Annotated in this window: 14 protein-coding genes; 4 read left to right on the top strand and 10 right to left on the bottom strand. The window is 65.4% G+C overall.

Translation table 11 applies throughout. From position 1 onward, the window contains the following. Nucleotides 1-69: 69 nt before the first annotated feature. Both NFR41_RS02345 and NFR41_RS02340 read left to right on the top strand, forming a co-directional pair. Nucleotides 70-405 carry a type II toxin-antitoxin system TacA family antitoxin gene (locus tag NFR41_RS02345; RefSeq protein ID WP_349665465.1) on the top strand — a complete coding sequence of 112 codons (336 nt, stop codon included), beginning with the start codon at nucleotides 70-72 and terminating at the stop codon, nucleotides 403-405. Then, nucleotides 393-872 carry a GNAT family N-acetyltransferase gene (locus NFR41_RS02340; RefSeq protein ID WP_251230565.1) on the top strand — a complete coding sequence of 160 codons (480 nt, stop codon included), beginning with the start codon at nucleotides 393-395 and terminating at the stop codon, nucleotides 870-872. The genes NFR41_RS02345 and NFR41_RS02340 overlap by 13 nt, the downstream gene beginning before the upstream one ends. Here the strand turns inward: NFR41_RS02340 and NFR41_RS02335 are convergent. From NFR41_RS02335 to NFR41_RS02310, 6 genes are all read right to left on the bottom strand, one after another. Then, entirely contained in the window at nucleotides 869-1,873 is a 1,005-nt protein-coding gene (locus NFR41_RS02335) for an EamA family transporter (RefSeq protein WP_251230564.1), read from the bottom strand. The two genes, NFR41_RS02340 and NFR41_RS02335, sit on opposite strands and share 4 nt — an antisense overlap. Before the next feature lie 227 nt (nucleotides 1,874-2,100). Then, on the bottom strand, nucleotides 2,101-2,856 hold the full coding sequence (locus NFR41_RS02330; protein WP_251230563.1) for a ferric reductase-like transmembrane domain-containing protein: 756 nt from the start codon (nucleotides 2,854-2,856) through the stop codon (nucleotides 2,101-2,103). A 12-nt stretch (nucleotides 2,857-2,868) separates the two neighbouring features. Continuing rightward, a complete protein-coding gene (locus NFR41_RS02325; RefSeq protein ID WP_251230562.1) occupies nucleotides 2,869-3,606 on the bottom strand; it encodes a TorD/DmsD family molecular chaperone in 738 nt (245 codons plus the stop codon). Between the two features lie 103 nt (nucleotides 3,607-3,709). Next, a complete protein-coding gene (locus tag NFR41_RS02320; RefSeq protein WP_251230561.1) occupies nucleotides 3,710-4,393 on the bottom strand; it encodes a 4Fe-4S dicluster domain-containing protein in 684 nt (227 codons plus the stop codon). A gap of 99 nt (nucleotides 4,394-4,492) precedes the next feature. Further along, nucleotides 4,493-7,750 carry a molybdopterin-containing oxidoreductase family protein gene (locus NFR41_RS02315; RefSeq protein ID WP_251230560.1) on the bottom strand — a complete coding sequence of 1,086 codons (3,258 nt, stop codon included), beginning with the start codon at nucleotides 7,748-7,750 and terminating at the stop codon, nucleotides 4,493-4,495. Nucleotides 7,751-7,792: 42 nt separating this feature from the next. Beyond that, nucleotides 7,793-8,476 carry a hypothetical protein gene (locus NFR41_RS02310; protein WP_251230559.1) on the bottom strand — a complete coding sequence of 228 codons (684 nt, stop codon included), beginning with the start codon at nucleotides 8,474-8,476 and terminating at the stop codon, nucleotides 7,793-7,795. Between the two features lie 270 nt (nucleotides 8,477-8,746). Between NFR41_RS02310 and NFR41_RS02305 the strand changes: the two genes are divergently transcribed. Then, nucleotides 8,747-10,390 carry a helix-turn-helix transcriptional regulator gene (locus tag NFR41_RS02305; protein ID WP_160212610.1) on the top strand — a complete coding sequence of 548 codons (1,644 nt, stop codon included), beginning with the start codon at nucleotides 8,747-8,749 and terminating at the stop codon, nucleotides 10,388-10,390. Nucleotides 10,391-10,892: 502 nt separating this feature from the next. Here the strand turns inward: NFR41_RS02305 and NFR41_RS02300 are convergent. From NFR41_RS02300 to ispG, 3 genes are all read right to left on the bottom strand, one after another. Then, the gene (locus NFR41_RS02300) at nucleotides 10,893-11,546 is read right to left on the bottom strand and encodes an HAD family hydrolase (RefSeq protein WP_251230558.1); all 654 of its coding nucleotides are present in this window, start codon (nucleotides 11,544-11,546) and stop codon (nucleotides 10,893-10,895) included. Between the two features lie 136 nt (nucleotides 11,547-11,682). Then, nucleotides 11,683-13,458, bottom strand: coding sequence for a proline--tRNA ligase (locus tag NFR41_RS02295; protein WP_285833843.1), 1,776 nt, complete (start codon nucleotides 13,456-13,458; stop codon nucleotides 11,683-11,685). Beyond that, nucleotides 13,455-14,783, bottom strand: a complete 1,329-nt coding sequence (gene ispG, locus NFR41_RS02290) for a flavodoxin-dependent (E)-4-hydroxy-3-methylbut-2-enyl-diphosphate synthase (RefSeq protein ID WP_285833842.1) — start codon at nucleotides 14,781-14,783, stop codon at nucleotides 13,455-13,457. Before ispG ends, NFR41_RS02295 begins: the two co-directional genes overlap by 4 nt. Before the next feature lie 1,581 nt (nucleotides 14,784-16,364). Between ispG and NFR41_RS02285 the strand changes: the two genes are divergently transcribed. Continuing rightward, nucleotides 16,365-17,591 (top strand): threonine aldolase family protein, encoded by a 1,227-nt coding sequence (locus NFR41_RS02285; RefSeq protein WP_251230557.1) that lies wholly within the window; start codon nucleotides 16,365-16,367, stop codon nucleotides 17,589-17,591. Between the two features lie 318 nt (nucleotides 17,592-17,909). Here the strand turns inward: NFR41_RS02285 and NFR41_RS02280 are convergent, their stop codons facing one another. Then, on the bottom strand, nucleotides 17,910-20,165 hold the full coding sequence (locus NFR41_RS02280; RefSeq protein WP_160212605.1) for an oxidoreductase: 2,256 nt from the start codon (nucleotides 20,163-20,165) through the stop codon (nucleotides 17,910-17,912). Nucleotides 20,166-20,413 lie beyond the last annotated feature (248 nt).

The raw sequence follows: 20,413 nt of genomic DNA, 5'->3' as shown, positions 1-20,413 counted from the left end.
CCCCAACAGTCCCATCGCCTCGTGTGCCCGTTACAGCAAGCTTCGACGCGGCTGACCATTCGCCAAGACATGCATTGTTTTCCGTGCTATGATGTACGGCAGTACACCGTACAGATTGGAGAAGCCATGGCAACCGCAGCGCTCGACCGAAAAACGAGCAGGATTGACCTACGCATGACCGACGAGCAGAAGCGACAGATCGAAACCGCAGCCAGCCTCGCGGGAGCCAGCATCTCCCAGTGGTCCCTTTCCCATCTACTGGAGTCAGCCCAACAAACCATCACCGACCAGGCCACCGTCCGTCTTTCGGAGGAAAGCTTCGACGAGTTCGCACGCGCTTTGGATCAACAAGCCAACCTCGTATTCACAGAATTCGCTCAGGGGAAGACACGATGGGAGGGCTAGAGTTTGCCCCTCCACGACAGTTGGAGGAGGGCGACGACATTGAGAGCTTCTGCTGCGGCATCGAGACCGTGGACTCTTGGGCGAATCGCTACGCCGCTTCCGCACGGCGAAACGGAACAGCCGTCGTCTACGCATCGTTCTGCGGTGCGTGCGTTGCCGGCTTCTACAGCCTGAGCTCGCAATCCATCGCCCGCGACAGCGTGTCGGGCTGGCTTTCACGGAACGCCCCTTTGCAGATTCCAGTCATTCTGCTTGGAATGCTAGGGGTTGATAAACGCTTCCAAGGACACGGACTTGGGCACGACCTGCTTCTGGACGCCGTCCACCGCTCTCTCGCCATTGCTGGAACTCTGGGCGCCCGGGCGCTCGTTGTCGATCCCGCCGACGACAAAGCCCGCGCGTTCTACGAAAAGTACGGCTTCGCGCCCCTTCCCGGCACTAATCGCATGTTCGCCAAGCTGGTTTAGCTGCTGCCAGTCACGCCTTGCCGCCTTCCCGGCAGGGTCATGCATACCAGCATGGCAGACATAAGGGCGAAGCCCACCCAGTCGGCGCCCGAGAAGGCCGTTCCCAGCAGCAAGGCCGAAAGCGCGGTGGCCGAGGCCGGCTCCATGACGCCCAGCAAGCTGCCGGTGACCGAGCCCACCTTCGCTACGCCGCCGATGTACAGCGCAAACGCCGCGAAGGTGCCCAGCAGCGCCACGGCGGCGATCAGGACCGCCCATGCCGCACCGTCGAAGGGAATCGCGGAAACGAGCGGAGCACCCGCAAGCGCCGCATCGCCCGTACTTGCCGCCCCCGCCGTCCCGGCGCCCACAGCCGCCGCTGCGCCCCCGGCCAGCAGCACGGCAACAGCCGCGATAGCATCGAGGGACATGCCCAAACCAGTCACCGTGAAGCTTCCGTAGCGGTCGAAAAGCCCAGAATAGCGCGGCACCAGAATGTACACGGCCACGGACAGGGCGTTCAGTAACCCCCAGAACAGGCCAGCGGCGGGCAGTCGGATAACGCCCAAATCACCTTGAGTGGCGATGACGACCGTAGCACCCAGCGCCAACAGTAACCCGAGCCCCTCGCGAAGGGTGGGCAATGCGCGGCCAGCCATGCAAACGAAAGCCAGCACGAACACCGCGTTGAGCATCTGCAGCACGCATGCCGTGCCGGCGTTGGTGGCGGCGACGGAGCAGGCGAATGTGAGCTGGCTGCCGAAAAGCCCCAGGCCGAACAGCGCCAAAAACAGCCAGTCCCTCCGGCAGCCGAGCAGCCGTCGCAGCGCAGCACGATAGCGCACACCGATGACGATTAGGAACAACGCCCCGGCTACCACCATGCGAAACGCCGTCACGAACGCCGGAGACGCGCCGTAGCCGTCGAAGAGGAACTGCGCTCCGGCTCCGGACACGCCCCAAAGCGCCGCGCCGACCAGCGCCATGGCAAAACCAGCCCAAAACATCTTTCGGCTCTTCACCTTCCCGGTTCCTCCAATCCACTCGCCGCGTCTCGCACTCCCCGGCATTGTACCAGCACAGCCAAGCGCAAAGTCTCAAGGGGCAGCAGGGGCGGCAGAAGGCGCCAGGGCGAACACAGTGCACAAGGGCGGGGTTCTGCAGAATTTCACGCAGAACCCCGCCCTCATGCACGCTGGACGGAAGGTGACGAGTTCTTCGAACGCCTGAGAATCGAGCACGGACTCGACTACGCCGAGACGAGCATCTGCGGCTCTGCATCCTCGTCGTCGACGTCCACGGTCCGAGCCGAAAGCTCCCGTCGAGCAGCCCTTCTGTCCAACACGGCTCGAACCACGCGCAGCACGACGTAGGCAGCAAAGATCGCCGAATACACCGCCACACTTCCCAAAGCCGACTCGCGTCCGTTGGAGGCCGCCGGACCCAGCATCATGGCCAGGTGCGCGTACACCAGGGCAAAAAACAAGTAGGACAGCTGCTGGATGCGCTTCCAGGTTGCAGTGCGCATGCGCTGCTTCACGAAGGACAGCGAGGTCGCCCCCAGCACGACGACAAGAGCAAGCAGCACCAGCGCCACGAAAAGCGAGGCAACCACGTTGTCGTTCAGGCTCCCGTTGGCAAGCCCCTTCGCCAGGCGGGGAACGTAGGACGTAAGGTAGGCGGCCATGTGCCCCGCCGCAAGCAGGCACGCCAGAATGGACAGCTGAGCGCGAACGGGCCGAAGCCACGACGAGACCCGCCCCGCACGGGGCAGCACGCCGATGAACATGACCACAACGAACAGCGCCAGGGCAAGGTAGCACTTCTGCACGGGCAACAGCAGGGCCGTCCACAGCTCCCGAGGCAGCAATCCGGAAAGTCCCGCCAGGAACACCACGTCTACGGTGATGGCCAGCACGTAGAAAGCTGCAGGATAACGTTGGATCGGATTCCGCAATGCTAAGCAGGCCGCCACCACCACGGCAAGGACGGCGAGGAAGTCCATAGCCTTCGCCCCCTAGGCGCAATCGGAAAGGCAGCCCGGATTGCAGGCGCCCTCTTCGGACAACGTTTCGGCCACGTCGGCAAGCACCTGCTCATCCAGCGACAAGTACGCCTGGGTCGCCTCGACGACTCCTTGGTAGAAGCGCGTAGCAAGCAGCCGGCGGGCTACGTCGAACAGCGCGTCGGACCAGGAAAGCACCTGATCGCCCAAGAAGGCCTGGGCGTCAGCCACCAGCCTGCGCGCGCCCTGGCCGTCGTGCTGCCGCAGAGCCTCGGCCGTCTTCTGCGCAAGGTAGCCAAGAAACTCCAGCTCGAAGGACAGATGGTCCTCCGGCAGGTCGATTCCCTCCTTAAGGCCCACCCCCTGGGCGCGGAAAGCCGCGAGGGCCTCGGCGCGGGGCGGCCCGTAGAGCAGCCCCTTTTCCGAGCGGAACACGCTCGCATAGGGAACCGCCACCTTGCCGTCGGCGCTTGCCAAGCCGTCGAAGCACATGGAGTAGTCGCTGGCCAGCACCGACTTCGTACCCGTGTGACGCCGGCGCAGCCCGCGTCCCATGTCGTTGAAGCCGCGGAACAGGGGGCTCTCGCGCCCGAGCTCCTGCGCGTAGGCCACGTAGTCGGCGCCCGCCAGCACGGCAACGTCCCCTTCGGACAACGGCTTCAGGAACAGCCGCGCAAACAGGCGGTACGAACTCGCCCGAGATTCCATGAGCCTTGCAAGCCCATCGTAATCGATCGTCTCATCAGCCATAGAGCCGCTCCTTCCAACCTTCGTCCTGCACCATGAGCGCCAGAGCAGGGCGCCGCATCCGATCGCGCGGACGCCCCGCCCTGACGCACCGACTCACCGGGCGCTAACCCTTCGCCACCAGCGAGCGCCACTCGCCCATTCCGTTCCACGGAGCCGTGGACTCCGACAGGATGTAAACGAACGTCGCCTGTGCCTCGTCGCTGGCCAGGGTGTACGTGGGACGCCCTTCGGCCTTCGCCTGGGCCAGCATCTGGGACGCCTCCGACGCCGCGTCGTCCAAATCGCCGAAGTGGCGGCACTTCGTCGGGCAGTTGTGCACGCAGGGGGGAACCGCATGGGCCTCATCCAGCGAATCGGCAGGGTTCTCCACGCCGTCGCTCTTCGCCGTCAGGTGGTTGCACAGCGTGCACTTCTCCACCACGTTGCGCTCCTCGTTGAACCAGCGGGCGCTGGGGCGAGCTGCTCCGGCGTTGTCCGAAAAGGGGCAGGCTGCCAGACAGGTCATGCATCCTATGCACTCCTGATCGCCTATGAGCACCACCCCGTTGTCCGGGTCGCGATAGCTCGCGCCGGTTGGGCACACCTCGATGCAGGGGGCGTTCTCGCACTGCTGGCACTGAAACGGCAGCCAGTACATCTGAATGTCGGGATGGGTGCCGTAGGGTCCCACGTCGACGATGTCGCAGCGATAGTTTCCCAATCCGGAGTTGTTCTCGAACTTGCACGCCACGATGCAGCTTTGGCATCCCGTGCAACGGTCCAGGTCCATGACCATGGCTCGCTTCATAGTCTCTCCTCTCTCGAATGGCTCGCGAAGGCAGGCGGGTGCGTCGGATGCGGGAGGGGGCGCCCGATGCACCCCGCGGCCTTCGCGCTGTCGGCAACGCTAGCCCTGGGCCGGAGCGTCGGCCGTCGCGAACTGGTAGTAGTCCGTCACAAGGTCCTTGTTGCCCATCAGCACACCGATTTCGTCGTGAACCTGGTTTTCGGACGTGGGCATGAACGGCTCGAACTCCTTAGGCGTCACCCACACGCGATCGGGGCGCTCGGACTTCTTGATGTTCACAGCGAATGCGCGGTAGTTGTAGCTGCCGAACACCTCGTTGAACTGGGCGTCTATGCCGTTTGTCAGCACGTTGACGCTGCATTCCTGCCAGCCGCCGGTCTTGGTCTTCTGGCTCTTGTCGAAGCACTCGGGATTCCAGAACCGCTCCATCCACACCACGTTGGGGGCAACCACCTCGGAAACGTAGGCGATGGTGCGGATGGGGTCGGAGACCTTCGTGGTCTGGGTCTTCTCTCCGGCGTAGGAGCGCTCGGTGCCGCGCTTGGACACGTCGTAGTCGCTGCCCTGGGTACGCCGCGAGGACACCTCCACCCAGTCGCCGTCGGAGATGCCGTACTTGGCCGCGGTTTCCGGGTTGATGCGGATGAACGGCACCGGGAACAGCTCGCGGGCATAGGGGGCGTGGCGCATGGTGCCGTGATGGAAGTAGGGCACGCGCCCGGACGTGATGGCCAGAGGGAAGTCCTTGTCGAAGGGCAGGGTGTAGCCGTCCGCGCCCTTCACCTCGGGCGCCTCGGTCTGCAGCGGCACGCGGCAGATGGGCGAGTAATCGCCGTCGAACGTGCCGATGCGGCTGTCCACCGGCTCCTCGAACGCAGTGGGATAGCAGTAGGGCCATCCGGTGCGACCCAGCTTGAGCATGGTGGTGCAGTACACCTCGCATTTGCGGCTTTCTGTGGCGAAGCCCAGCGGCAGCCCGTCGGTGGCCTTCACCAGGTGCTGCCCGTAGGTCCAGTAGTCCTCGGAGGGCGTGGACACGTAGTAGGCGTCGGAGTTGTTCCTCAGCTTGGCCATGTAGTCGTCTATGGTGGCATCCTCGCCCAGGCCCAGCTGTGCGCCCACGCCGGTCAGCTCCATCTTCCAGCAGGTGGTGTCGGAGTTGCCGCGGTCGCCCAGCTTGAACAGCGGGAAGGTCAGCCCCAGCTCAGAAATGGTCTGGCCCGTGCCCGTGAACACCACCGAGTCCAGGCGCTCGTTGAGCTTCGCGCTCACCGCGTCGGCCAGAAGCATCCAAGGATGCATGGGATTGACGCTCTCGCCCAAATGGACGATGCCGGGATTGGCGAAGGTGTAGTTCAGCTGCCCCGTACGGGAATGGGGATGCTCCAGCCATTCCTCGGTCGGGAAGAAGATGTCTGCCAGCTCGATATGGAAGCTGGTGAAGATGGGCTGCTGCCCCACCACGTAGTCGACGTTCTCCATAGCGGCCTTGTACCAGGCGCCGGAGCTTGCGAGCATGGCCAGCTTGTTGCCCGACAGCTCGACCCAGATGCGCGGACGGTAGGGCTCGCCGGTCTCGATGGCCTCGCGGACCGCGGGGATATGCGAGTGCCCCCAGGCGGACAGGCCGCGATGGTTGGAAAGACCCAGGCGGTCGGTCCACAGCTTGCCGTACACCGCCAGCGCCGAGGGGTCGGACTGCGCCACGCGCTCCTGGTTGGCCGCCTCGGTGGCGCCCACGGTGTAGCCGTACTGCAGCTGGGCGAGGTAGCCCTTGGTCGGCCGCGGCTGCGTTCCGTCGGCGGCGCACTTGCCCCACTGGTTGGTGCCGTCAAGCTGCGGGCCCATGGGACCACCCATTGTCGACTGCGTAAGCGCCGCACCGGGCTTGTTCACGTAGCCCATGATCATGTCCAGGCCCAGGAGCCCCAGCGGCGCCTGGGAGGCAATCTCCATCTGGTCGGTGGCCACGCCGTGGGTGATGCCTGCGCACTTGCCCTCCTTGGCGGGCGCGGTATAGAGCCCCACCGCCTCGCGGATGCGCTCGGCAGGAACCCAGCAGAACTCCTCGGCACGTTGGAGCGTCCAGGGCTCGGCCTCGTCCTTGTAGATCTGGCCCGCGGACTTCGACTCCTTGCCGTTGACCGTAGCCGTGGCGAACACCTGCGGGTCAAGTGCAGCCGACAGCTCGGCCGGGTCTCCGAAGGGCAGCGGCTCCACCTCGCCGGTCATCTCGTTCACGCACACGTACACCGGCGTGTCCTCGGGGGTGACCGGCTCGTAGTCGTCGAACACCTCGGTGGCAAGCCACGGAAGCTTGGTGTCGGGATTGATCAGGCACGGCAGGTTCGTGAAGTACTTCGTGAACTCCTTGTCGTAGAGCTCTTCCTCGAAGATCATGCGGTACCACGCCAAAATGAGCGCCGCGTCGGAGCCGGGGCGCACGGGCAAGTGGATGGTGGCATGAGCGGCGTCGGGCGAGAAGTTCGGGTCCACGACGATGGTCTTGCAGCCCAAGGCGCGCACCTCGGCCAACCCGCGCCCAGCCTGGGACGTCTGGCTGGCGGAAGGCTGCGTGCCCCAGATGACCAGGCAGTTCATATCGTTTTTGATGCCGGCTTCCTTGTCGGCCTTCGAAAGGCCCTTGAAGGTCTCCAATACCGAGCTGTCGGCGGTGGACTGATCGGCGCCGCCGTACATGAACGCCGCCGTGGCATTTCGGGGCATCCAGCATTGGGCGGCACCGGGCTCGAAACCCGTCGGGGCCATGAACATGCCCGACAGCAGCGGCGGCAGCATAGCGCCCACGTAGGATCCGCCGCCGCCCGCAGAGCTGAAGAAGGAGTAGGTGCCGTGCTGCTCCATGATGTCGGCGATGCGCTCGGCGCACTCGTCGATGGCTTCCTCCCAGCTGATGCGCTCGAAAGCGGCGTTGTCGGCGCCTTTGGCCCCCGTGCGGCGCATGGGGTACAGCACCCGCCGCGGGCTGTAGAGCGTATGCAGCTGGTTCATGCCCTTCAGGCACAGCGAACCCGCAGAAAGCGGGGCCTCGGGATGGCCCTCCAGCTTCACCACCACGCCGTCCTTCACGTAGGCGCGCACCGGGCATGCGGCGATGCAGCCATGGCACATGGTGTTGTACACGTCAGCTCCGGTCAGGTCGACATGGGTCGCCGTAGTGCCCGGCACCTTCCCATCACTTGGGGCGGAAGCCTGGGCGTCGGCTTCGGTGGAAGGCTTGCCGACGTCGGCCTTCTTCGGCTCCATGCAACCCGAAAGCGCCCCTGCCGCAGCCACGGCGGCGGCGCCAACGGCCATGGCCTGCACGAAGGTTCGCCTGCTCAGCGTATCTTTCATAAATGCTCCTCTCTCGTTTCCCGTCTCTCGTTTCGATTCCCGCTACGACAACGCCTGCTCCCCCTTCCCCTCTTGCACGACCCATCCGCCGTCGAAGGCGATGACGCCCGCGTCGGAGAGTTTGTCCACGAACACGCTCGGCGAAAGCTCTTGGTGCTCGGCAGCGTAGGCCTGGTAGCTCGCAAGCCCCCGCACGTAGGAGTCGATCTGCCCGAGATGATGCTTTTCACGGAGAAACGCCAGCAGATCCTCGTAGACGGCAACACGCTGCGGCTGAGATTCGTAGAGCGCCCTCAAGCGCGAATCCGGGCTGAACCGAACCAGCACCTCGCGCCCGGCGTCGGTGATCTCGTAAGCGAAGCCCGCAAGCATGTCGTCGAAGGCGTCGTCGTCAAGCTCGGGATAGTCGTCTCGGTTCACCGGCCGGCCCGACCCGTCGGTATCCAACCGTCGCGCCATGCCCGCATCGGCAAGCCATTGGGCGTAGAAGTACGGAGCCATGGATCCTTTCGCGCACCGCACGTCGCGCGCCAGCTCATCTTCGAGCACCGCAAGGTCCACCGGTCCTTGCGCGATGCGGGCAAGGGTCTTGTACAGAAGCGGGCGCTTCGCAGGGTTTTGCTGCAGCAGGTCGCAGCCGCGCCGCACCTGCTCCTCGAAGGTTGCGGGCTGCATGGCCTCTTCGGCCGCCAAAGCCTGCGCACCGCCGTTTCGGGCCTCGTCCATAGGTGAGCTCCTTCCCGTTCGCCGCTCTTGAAACGCGCTTTCGAGTTCACCACGAAACATTGGGAGCAACAATACGACGCGGGGCATGAAAAACAGCATTTGCGCTGGTAGAAGTGGTTCATTCCGAACTAATGCATTTTTATGTAGTTCTCAAATCGCCCGCCTTGGGCCATAATTGACGCAGCGCGCTTGAGCGGCCGGACCCACAGTCCGACACGATGGCGCGCCGTCGCCTTGCCAGGACAACCACGAGGAAAGGCTTGCGTACCCATGGACAACCCTGGTGCCTCCTGCGATACGCAGACCCCGCGCACGCCGTCCCTCGGACAGCAGCTGACAGCGCTATGGCCCGGCTTTCCCTTCCTCGGCTTCGCCATGCTGCTGGCATGGCAGATGCTGCTCTCGGACACATCCACCTGGATTTCGAACATAGACGAGAAGGGCTTCGCCCTGGTGACCGGCTCATTGCTCGTGGGGCTGCAGAAAAACCTGTTCACCGTGGCCGCCCTTGTGCTGCTGACGGCGGCGCTGCTGCAAGGGCACTTCCGCAAGCTGCTCGATTCGAAGTACTACACCTTCATAGCCGGATTCCTTGGCGTGCTGGGCGCGGCCTCCGTCATCTTCTCGGGCCCCTACTTCTTCGCAGGACCTAACATGCTGGACATTCGGGGGCTGTTCAGCTTCGGCGGATGGGCGTGCGGGGCCGCCTACGGGCTGCTCATCCTGCGCAGCGCCCAGCTGTTCAGCCGCATGGAGCCTGCGAAGGTGCTTGTGTACTACCTCATAGCCGACCTCGCGGCCGGGCTTCTGTATTCCGTCATCATGTGCAACGACTTCTACGCGCCCTTCGAGGGAAGCCCTCCTTTGAGCGGAATCGTGGGGCTGTTCGCGCTTCCCGTGCTGTCGGCCCTGGTGCTGGGAACCGGCCTTAGGCCCGCGGCGGCATCGCAGAAGCCCTCCGACGACAGCGCTGCCTCCCCCGATCGGGGCTTTCCAAAGCTTCCGGGAGGATTCTGGAAGCTGCTGGCGACCCTCGCCGTGTTCTCCCTGGCAACCAGCTTCGCCTCCGGATGGTCCACCGAATTGCAGAGCCTGCAGCGCATCCAAACCGACTCGCGGCTACTGGCTCTCGTTGAGATGCTGTTCGACGTAGCGCTTCTGCTGACGGCCATCCGCTTCCTTACCCGCATTGCCTTCGACAAGATATACCTGTTCACCATGGTGAGCACGGCCCTTGCCCTGGCCCTGTACCCTATGCTCGGCCTCAACGAAGCAGCTCCGTCGCTGGTGGTAGAGTTCCTTGCCTGCATCTTCAATCTGACGGTGTGGTGCCTGCTGTCCTACATCGCCTTCAAGCGCTCGCTGTCCCCGCTGGCCGTGTTCGGTCTAGGCTACGGATGCATCGCCCTCGGAAAGGCGGCGGGATGGGACTGCTCGCGCATGCTGTTCGCCCTGCGGGAAACGGTGAACGTGGGGCTGGCTTCACTTGGCCTGGCCATCGTAGTGCTGGTGTTTCTGGCGGTGGTCTTCAACGCGCGCGACTTCTCGGCCCTGTTCAGCACCGACAATGGCACGGAATTCAACCTCAAGAAGATGATTGCCCACCTGACCCGCCAAGGGCAGCGGGATGGAGCGTCCCAAGCGCCGGAGGGCCGCCGCGGCGAGCAGCCCTGGAAAGCCGCTTGCTCCAAACTGGCGCAACAGGCAGGCCTTTCCGCCCGCGAAGCCCAGATCCTAGAGCTCCTGTCCAAGAACATGGGTGCTGAGCAGATCGCCTCGACGCTGTTCATATCCACGAACACCGTGCGCACCCACACCCACAACATCTACGCGAAGCTCGACGTCCATTCGCGCCAAGAGCTGGTAGCTCGGGTCCGCGAGCTGCGCGATGAAGCCGGCAGCCAGCCGAGCTGATGACCGGAGAGAGAGTCACCCTGCCGCCCTCTGTCGCCGCCCTCCCGCCGCCCTCTGTCGCCCTCCCGCTGCCCACAGCTTTCTTCCACCATCCAAAAGCCCGCAGAATCGGCAGGTTCACGAGTTTTTCTGCACGAACCTGCCGATTCTGCGGGCTGAGCGTGCGAGCCGAATACGCAGGCTGCAAAGCAGGGTGTACGTAAGGACCGAACTTGCAGGCCCCCTCGCCCCCACCGCAAAGCGGGCAGCAGCCGACGCCGCCGCCCGCTCGAATACGCCACAGAGGGCCACGTTGCACGACATGCCGGATATGCATCGCACAACCGGCATGTCGTGTATTTCGAAAAAGTATGGATTGACCTGGTATTATTCAGCATAACACCAGGTCAGAAAAATGGCAGGAAAAGCCAGTTGTGCGGCCTCCGGGGCGCAGGTCCCGGCACCGATCGTGGTTGCAGCCTTCGAGGCACGGGAGGGGCATCGCCGGCCGCGGTTGCGAACCCTACACCCCTGCTATCTGCGCCAGCTGGGCGGGGTCGCTGCACACGTAGGTGGGGGTTTCCGCACGCAGCACCTCTTCGGGAAACATTCCCCAGGTCACTGCCGCAGTGGGGCAACCAGCTCCATTGCCGGCCATCATGTCGAAGGGGCTATCGCCCACGTAGAGCACCGTCTTCGGCGCCAGCCCCAGCAGCTTGCAGCCGTAGGCCACCGGACCGGGCGAGGGCTTGTGCTCGGGGAAGTCGTCGGAACCTACGACGAAATCGAAGTAGTCCGCCAGCCCAAACAGGTTCAGCCCCCGCAGGGCCATGTCGTGGCGCTTAGAGGTGACCACGCCCATAGGCACGCCGGCTGCCCGCAGCGCATCCAGCAGTTCGGGGATGCCCGGAAAAACCTTCACCAGCGAGTCGTGCACCTGGTTGTTGTGCTCGCGGTACACTTCCAGCAAACGGTCATGGGTTTGCTGGTCGTCGGTGAAGTCCCACATCTGGGTGTCCAGCGGCTGGCCCACCTTGGCCATGAGCTGGGCCTCGGTGAGCCCGTCGGCCGCCGGCCCCAGCACCTCGCGCGTGGCATGGCGAAAGCTCGCCAGCAGCGCGTCGTGGGTGTCCAGCAACGTTCCGTCCAAATCGAAGAGCACAGCTTCCACAGCCACATGAGTCCTTTCGCTCGCATTTCCCTCTTAAACCGCCGCGCGCCCAACCGCGACGCAATCTTCCCGCACCGAATGCAAAGGCGGCTCCGCCAATCGCTCGCGGAGCCGCATCCGTCGTCCCAGCGTCTCGCCTGTCCTACTCGAACAGGCTGGTCACCAGGTACATGCCGTTGCGCTTGGCGAAGGCGAAGGCGTCTCCCAGGGCGTCCAGCGAGATGTCGCGGCGCTCGCCGGTGCGACGGCGCTTGATCTCCACCTTGCCTTCGGCCAGCCCGCGCTTACCCACGATGATCTGCAGCGGCCAGCCGATGAGGTCGGCTTCGGCGAACTTCACACCGGCACGCTCGTTGCGATCGTCGATGACCACTTCGACGCCCATCTCGGCCAGCTTGCGCGCCAGGCTCTCCGCCGCCGGCTGCACCGCGTCGTCGCCCACCGTGAGCGGCAGGATGCACACCTCGGCCGGGGCCACGGACAGCGGCCAGGACATGCCCAGCTCGTCGTTGTACTGCTCCACGATGGCCGCCATGGAACGGGTCACGCCCACGCCGTAGCAGCCCATGACGAAGGGCTTCTCCGAACCGTCCTCGTCCATGAAGGTGGCGCCCATGGCCTGGGAGTACTTCGTGCCCAGCTGGAACACCTGGGACACCTCGATGCCGCGCGCGCCCTGAAGCGGCAGGTTGCACACCGGGCACGCATCCCCCGGCTTGGCCACGGACAGGTCGGCCCACTCGTTCACCGTGAAGTCCTCGCCCAGGCGCGCGCCCACGTAATGGAAGCCGTCCTCGTTGGCGCCCACAACCCACTTCGGCACCGACTGCAGCGACGTATCGGCAATGACGTAGGCGCTCTCGGGCAGCCCCACCGGGCCCATGGAGCCCTTGTGCAGCCCGAAGGCCTCCATCTCCTCGTCGGTAAGCAGCGTGAACCCGCCGGCCGCGCGCGACGCCTTCAGCTCGTTGACCTCGTGGTCGCCGGGCACGAACAGCACCACCAGGCGCCCGTCGTCGGAGCGGCCGGAAAGCGCCTTCACCGTGGAGGTCTCGGGGATGTCCAGAAACGCCGCCAGCTCGGCGATAGTGTGCACGCCCGGGGTGGCCACCTTCTGGAAGTCCACGTCGTAGAGCGTGGGGAACGCCTTGCACTCGGCCACTTCCGCATCGGCCGCATAACCGCAGCTGCAGTGCACGATCTCGGCCTCGCCCGACTCGGCCAGGGCCATGAACTCGCGGGTCACCTTGCCGCCGATCTGGCCTCCATCGGCCTCCACGCTCACCCATTTAAGCCCCATGCGGTCGCAGATGCGCCCATAGGCCTCGGCCATGGCGTCGTAGGTCTGCTGCAGCGATTCCTGCGTGGCGTGGAAGCTGTAGGCGTCCTTCATGATGAACTCGCGGCTGCGCAGAAGCCCGAAGCGCGGGCGGATCTCGTCGCGGAACTTCACCTGGATCTGGTACAGCGACAGCGGCAGCTGCTTGTAGGAGCGCAGCTCGTTGCGCACGAGCGCCGTGATGAGCTCCTCGTGGGTGGGTCCCAGGCAGAAGCCGTGGTCGTGGCGGTCCACCAGGCGCATGAGCTCCGGGCCGTAGTCGTCCCAGCGGCCCGACTCGTGCCACAGCTCGGCCGGCTGCAGCGCGGGCATCATGATCTCCTGAGCGCCGATGGCGTTCATCTCCTCGCGGATGATGGCCTCCACCTTGTCCAGCACCCGCTTGCCCAGGGGCAGAAACGTGTACACGCCCGAAGCGGTCTTGCGCAGGAAGCCCGCGCGCAGAAGCAGGCGGTGGCTGGCGATGTCGGCGTCGGAGGGATCCTCCTTCAGCGTGGGCACATACAGCTGGCTCATGCGCAGCACGGTCTGCTGCCTGGATGCGCGAACCTGGGAAAGGTTGGTGTTGGAATTCGTCATAGGCTCTCAATCTCCTCCATCAATGCGTCCACTATCTGGTCTTCCGCCACTTTGCGGATAGTTTCTCCGTTTCGGAACACGATGCCCGACCCCGCACCGCATGCCACGCCGATGTCGGCGTCGGCCGCTTCTCCCGGGCCGTTCACCACGCACCCCATCACCGCCACCTTCACCGGGCTGGCCACACCGGACAACCTCGCTTCCACCTGCTTCGCCAGGTCGATGAGGTTCACCTGGCAGCGGCCGCAGGTGGGGCAGCTGATGAGCTCGGGGTTACGACGACGCAGGTCAAGGGCGGAAAGCAGCGTCCAGCAAGCGCGCACTTCCACCGCCGGGTCGTCGGTGAGCGAGATGCGCATGGTGTCGCCGATGCCCTCTTCCAGAAGGATGCCCAGGCCGGCGGCGGATTTGATGGTACCTTGGAAGGCCGTGCCCGCCTCGGTGACGCCGATGTGCAGCGGCACGTGCGGGATGTCGGTGGCCAGCTGCCGGTAGGTGCGAACCGTGGTCATGACGTCGTGGGCCTTCGCGGAAACCACCAGGTCGGAAAAGCCGCGGCTTTCGCAATAGGCCACGTACTGGGCCGCCGAGGCCGCCAGCTTCTGGGGCAGCGTGAGGTCGGTGCGGGAGGCCAGCTCCTGGTCGAGCGAGCCGGCGTTCACCCCGATGCGAATGGGGATGCCCGCCTCGCCCGCCGCATCCAGCACGGCATCGGTCGCGGCCAGACCGCCGATGTTGCCCGGGTTGATGCGCAACTTCGCGGCACCGCGCCGGGCAGCCTCGATGGCGATGACCGGGTCGAAGTGCACGTCGGCCACCACGGGCAGGGGCGACGCCTCGCACACCGCCGCGAAGGCGTCCAGGCAGGCGCGGCGCGGGATGGCCATGCGAACGATCTCGCAGCCGGCCTGGGCCAACGCATCTATCTGGGCCAAATTGGCCGCCACGTCGTCGGCCGGGGCGTTGAGCATGGACTGCACCGCCACCGGGGCCCCGCCGCCCACGGGCACGCCGCCCACCATGACCCGGCGGGTGCGCTGGTTGGGACGAAGTTCGGCGACAGGGTGGTTGGCTGCGGCAGCTTCGGCGGAAGTGCAGGCGGTTGCAGCTGCTTCAGCGGGTGCGCAGTTGGCACCGGCGGCTTCGGCGGGTGCGCAGTTGGCGCCGGCGGCTTCGGCGTCGCAGCGAGCGTCAGAGGCTTCAACAGCGCAGCTAGTGCCGGCGGCTTTGGCAGAGGCGCAACCGATCGCAGCCGTATCGGCGGAAGCGCGATCGGTTGCAGCAGCTTCGGCGGGGGAGCTTTTGGTTTCAGCAGGTTCGGTCATGGCATCCTCGGCATTCGCAGAGACAAGCCTGCGATCGGACGGTAAGGTAGCTGCTTATTGTACCGCTTCGACGCGCACCCCACCCCGCCGCGCCCCGACACCGTAAAAAGAGCGAAGAGCTTACCGAACGGATGGGGCGCGCCGATGCCTGCCACCGGTGGTCAGACCGCCGAGCCCCAAGCCGCTTCCGCCCCGCAGCCAGCGCTCCTTCACGCACGACGTCCTTTCAGTCTGGTCACCTCGTTCGCCAGCGGCTCCTCCCGCGCCCAGCATCCCCCCCGATTCGGCTAGGCCGCTCCCCTCGACAGCCACCCCACGCTCGGTACCGTTCAGCTCGATCACCCAGCGCCCAGCAGCCCTCTCACACGCTGGACGGCTCTCCCCGTTCCGCCACCTCGCACCCGGCGGCCTCCCCACGCTCGATGCCTCCCGTTCCGCCGCCCCGCACCCGACCGAAACCCGTTCCCGTTACGGCAAGCGACGCATACGGTAGACCCCCTCGCGACGGATGACGTCTGCAGCCGCCCTGATGTAACGGATGACGTTTGCGGCAGCCTCCCTGTAACGGATGGCGTTTGCGTTGACTCCGATGTAACGGATGACGTTTGTGGCAGCCGAAATCCGCCATAAACGTCATCGGTTACAGAAAATCGCACATAATCGAAGTTCGTTACAGCGATTTCTGCCATAAACGTCATCCGTTACACGAGATAGGGCACAATCGCAGTCCGTTACAGCGGTTTTCCGCCACAAACGTGATTCGTTACAGCCGCTTCTCAGCGCAAACGTGACTCGTTGCACGAGCTCGCGCACAAACGCCGTTCGCTACGGCCATACCTCCGAACTAGACCGGAGCGAAAAGCCCAGCACCACCCGCTTCGCCGCACACGTCTGGCAAGCGTATCCCTTCGCGGCATGTGCTCGACCCCCGAGCACGCGCTATCGGGATACCGGACCGCCCTTGTTCTCCACGCCCTTGATTTGTGGCGCGAATTCTGCGAAATCCAAATTCGAGTCGAGCGGCGAAAGAGCCCTTTCCAGATGCGCTGGTAAACGGGCTGCTCAGCGGGCCGGGTCGCCGCGCTGCCCCCGGCTAACCCCGACGTGAGGCCGGAAAAGCGAACGGACGACCGTCTGGAATTTGGAAATCGGCCATTTCCTGCCGGAAAGGGACGGCTCGGAAGACAAGAGGCAGCAAGGAGCGCCCGAATGCGCTATCATCCACCCGTAATCGGCGCACAGCCGGTTGCACACTGCTTGCGGCTTGGCGTCGCGGGCGCACGCCACCAGCTGCGCGCTGCTTGCGGCTTGGCAGCGCAGGCGCACGCCACCGGCTGCATGTTGCTTGCGGCTTGGCAGCGCAGGCGCACGTCACCGGCCGTACGCCGCTTGCGGCTTGGCGACGCAACCGCTCGGCTACTGCAGCTCATCAGGCAGACGACCCGGCGTGCGCCCGCGGCCAAACGCCTTCCGCAGCTCGTCAGGCAGACGACTCGACTTGCGCCTGCGGCTGAACAGGACGGCGGTCCGGTTGCGCCCGCAGCCCACAGACAGACAGCGCGGCCCATCCCAGGAGGAAGCATGCTTCATTTCGACAGCGACTACATGGAAGGCGCCCACCCGGCCGTCATCGAGCGGCTGGCCGCCACCAACTTGGACCAGACCAGCGGCTACGGCACCGACGAGGTCTGCGAGAGCGCCCGGGACCGCATCCGAACCGCGTGCACAGCCCCCGAAGCCGCCGTCTACTTCCTGGTGGGGGGCACCCAGGCCAACATCGTAGCCCTAGACCAGCTGCTGCGTCCCTGGGAAGGCGTCGTCGCGGCGAACACCGGCCATATCAACGGCCACGAAGCCGGCGCGCTGGAAGGACTGGGGCACAAGATCTTGCCGCTGCCGCACCATCAGGGAAAGCTCGATGCCGAAGAGGTGCGCGCTCTGGCCGAGGCCTACTGGGGCGACGAGAACCGCGACCACATGGTGGCGCCCGGCGTGGTCTACATCAGCCAGCCCACGGAGTACGGCACCGTCTACTCCCTGCCCGAGCTGGAAGCCCTGTCCCAGGTCTGCCGCGATTTCGCCCTGCGTCTGTTCGTGGATGGCGCGCGCCTGGGCTACGGCCTGGCTGCCCAGCTGCCCGAAGGCGTCGCCGTGCCCGCCCTGCCCGGCCTGGCCCGCCTGGCCGACGGCTTCTACATCGGCGGCACGAAGGTGGGGGCGCTCTTCGGCGAGGCAGTAGTGTTCCCGCACCCCGCAGCGCCCGCCAACCTCGCCTCCACCTCGTTCGGCTGCCGCCTGCCCGAAGCAGACCGCATTCGCGCCCTTGCGCTTCGCACCTGCGAGCCGCTGGACAGCCATTTCTTCACCATCGTGAAGAAGCGCGGGGCGCTTTTGGCCAAGGGCCGCATGCTGGGCATCCAGTTCGACGAGCTGTTCAAGCCGAACGGAGCAGAGGGCGCCGATGCGGCAGAAGGCGGCGAAAGCGTGAGCGTAGTAGAGGCCGTCGGGGATGCGGGTGCAGCAGCGAACGCATCCGACGAGACGCGCTACCTTGCCTGCGGGCGCCATGGCGTGCAGCAAGCCCAGAAGCTGCAGCGGGCCTTCGTCGACGCCGGCTACGAGCTGGCCATGGAATCCCCCACCAACCAGGTGTTCCCCATCTTTACCGATGCCGACCGCCAGCGGCTGGCGCCCCATGTCACCTACGGCTTCTGGGAACGCACGCCCGACGGCCGCACCGTCACCCGCTTCGCCTGCAGCTGGGCCACCCGCCCCGAAGACGTGGACGCCCTCATCGCGCTGCTGTAAGCAATCCGCCTGCACCCCGGCCGGCGCCCGCTCCATCCGGCCGTCCGCGACCAACCGGCAGCCCTATCCGGACAGCCGCTACAGCCGACTGACAATCCCGCAGAATCGTCAGTTTCATCAGAAAAGCGTGACGAAACTGACGATTCTGCGGGATTTGATCGTTCACACAAAAAAGCGGCCGGGCCCGACTGGGAACCCGACCGCCAAAGTGGCTGGTCATGCTGGCGCTCGCCAGCGCCTAGCAGCTCGCACGGGCGCGCCACCTCGCGCGCGTCGGCCGCTTGCGCTCGCAACCAGCTCGTCAGCGCTTGCCGCTTGCTACACCGCGCGACCGGCGTCGTTGCCGCCGCGGATGGCGAGCGCGATGTTGAAGGGCGCCTCGCAGTCGCCGATGGCGTAGGTCTCGGCAACCTTCACGCCGTCCAGCAGGCCCTTGTTCGGCAGCATGTCGGCGGCGTTTACCACCGCGCTGCAAGGCACCTCAACCTTCGTGCCGAAGCCGGTGGCCACGGTAATGCCGTCGCTGTTCATGGACTCGATCTTCGACTCGGTCCACACCGGCATGCCCAGTGCGTACAGAGCCGTGGTCATGAAGCGGTGCGCGTGCTGGGACTGCTGCATGTCCAGCTCCTCGATGGTGCTGGGAGTGACCATGGTGACGTTCTTCTTGTGCACCGTCAGCCACAGAGCCGCGTCGAAGGCCTGGGCGTTGCTGCCGTAGACCACCACGTCATCGCCCATGTCGGCCATCTGGAACGACTCGAAGTCGATGACGGGCACGCCGCTGCCGCTCACCGCCGCAGTGTCGCGCAGGCCGCCGGTGGCCAGGATGAGCGCATCGGGCGCTTCGGAGTTCACCAGATCGGCGTCCACCTCGGTGCCGGTCACCACGGACACGCCGGCCAGCTCGCACTGACGGATCAGGTAGTCCTTGAGGTCGGCCAGGTTCTCGTGGGGGCCCTTCACGTTGTGGGCGAAATCCAGAAGCCCACCCAGGGACGACTTCTTCTCGTACAGGGTCACGTCATGGCCGCGCAGCGCCGCGATGCGGGCCGCCTCCATACCGGCAGGACCGCCGCCCACCACCATGACCTTCTTCTTCGTGTCGGCCGGGGGCAGCTCGTAGGTGGCCGGGCCGTTCTCGGTCATGACGCGCTGGGTGAGCGCGTTCACGCGGCAGTAGCCCATCATGCGGTTCAGCTCGTTGGAGCCAATGTGGCAGTGCAGGCAGCGAGTGCAGGGGGCGATTTCGTCGCCGCGGCCCTCGCGCAGCTTGTTCACGTACTCCGGATCCACGGTCAGCGGGCGCGTCATCAGGTAGAAGTCCGCCTTCCCCTCGGCCAGCGCCGCCTCGAAGAAGTCGGGGGCGTGGGCCGGGTCCATGTAGGTGACGGTGCCGCAGGGGATGGACAGCTCCTTCTTGTAGCGCGCCACGATGTCCAGCAGCATGCCCGCGCCGCTGTGGTCGGCGATGAGCTGGCCCTGGAAATGGCGGCTGAAATCCCACTGGGTGCCGTAGCCCGAGGCCCCCTCAAGGCCGTTGAGCAGGAAGTACAGGTCGCTGCCGAACTGGCAGGGATGGTTGCCCAGGGGCCCCAGACGCAGGTGCATGGAGTCGGCGCCGGCCGCTTCGAACATCTTCGCGAACTCGATGCCCTCCTCCACGGTGGTGGCGCGGTTGCGCGGCTGGGTAAGGGTGTGGTCCAGGTTCATGAGCGTGCCGTTGTTGGTAAGGTTGTCGTTCTCCTCCACGGCGTCGATGAGCACCTGCACGACGAAGTCGTCGCCGCAGGCCTGCTTGATCTTCTGGATGGTCTCCACCACGAAGCGGGCGCGGTTCTCAAGGCTGGTGCAGCCGTACTCGTCGGTGCGCTGGTTGTGGAAGCGCGACAGGAACTGCTCGCCCATGTTGAAGCCGGCGGCGTTGATCTCCATGCCGATGAGCCCCATGTCCTTGCAGGCCTTCGCCGCCGCGACGCCGATGTCCTGCATGTGGGCGATCTGCTCGGCGGTGAAGTCGTTCACGCTGTTCACGAAGTCGGAATAGGCCCACTGGTAGCCCATCTTCGCGCCCAGCTCGCCGCAGTCGGCCGACAGCCTCTGGCCGAACTCGATGACCGAGGAATCCACCTCCAGGGTCTCGGGGTTCGGGGCGAACATCTCGCCCTCGATCCAGATGAGCTCCACGCCGCCGCGAGCGAAGTTCTTGTAGTACTCGGCGAACTCGTCGGTAAGGCCGCCCAGGAACGTGGCTGAACCAGCGGCGGACTTCACCATGCGGTGCCCGATCTCGTGGGGACCGATCTTCCAGGCCGAGAACAGCGTGTCCAGCTTGCCGGAATCCTGGCGGTAGTCGTAGTCCTGCGGGTTCACGTAGGCCTGGGGAATAAGCTCGGTTGCCGGGGCTTGGGGCGCGCCGGTCTCGGCGGAGGCCGTCACGGCAGACGAGCCGCCGTCCGTACCTGCGTCAGCCGCCGGCTTCGGCGCCGACGCGCAACCGGCAAGGCCCGCGCCCGCCGCAGCCGCACCAGCCATGCCCAACCCTGCCAGAAACTGCCTTCTCGATAGCGTCATCCCGCTACTCCCTTCCTCGTATGGTCGATTGATGCCGCCGATCGGCGGCCCTCGCCACGCCTTCCCTTCTCCATGGAACCCGCAACGGCAACGTCTGTCCCGCGCAGGTGCCCGAGGGCGGCGAAGATGGCGAAATGGTAACGGGTTCGGCAGCGTTTCCACCTCACACCGTTTTGGTGAAATCGCCTTCCACGAGCTGTTTCCACCTAATCGGTGTGAGGGTTAGCCCCCGCAACCTGTATACTTTC

This window comes from Adlercreutzia aquisgranensis, from assembly GCF_943193145.1.
Lineage (GTDB): Bacteria > Actinomycetota > Coriobacteriia > Coriobacteriales > Eggerthellaceae > Xiamenia > Xiamenia aquisgranensis.
Note: the sequence above shows the minus strand (reverse complement) of the source record. Positions and strands in the feature narration are given on the sequence as shown.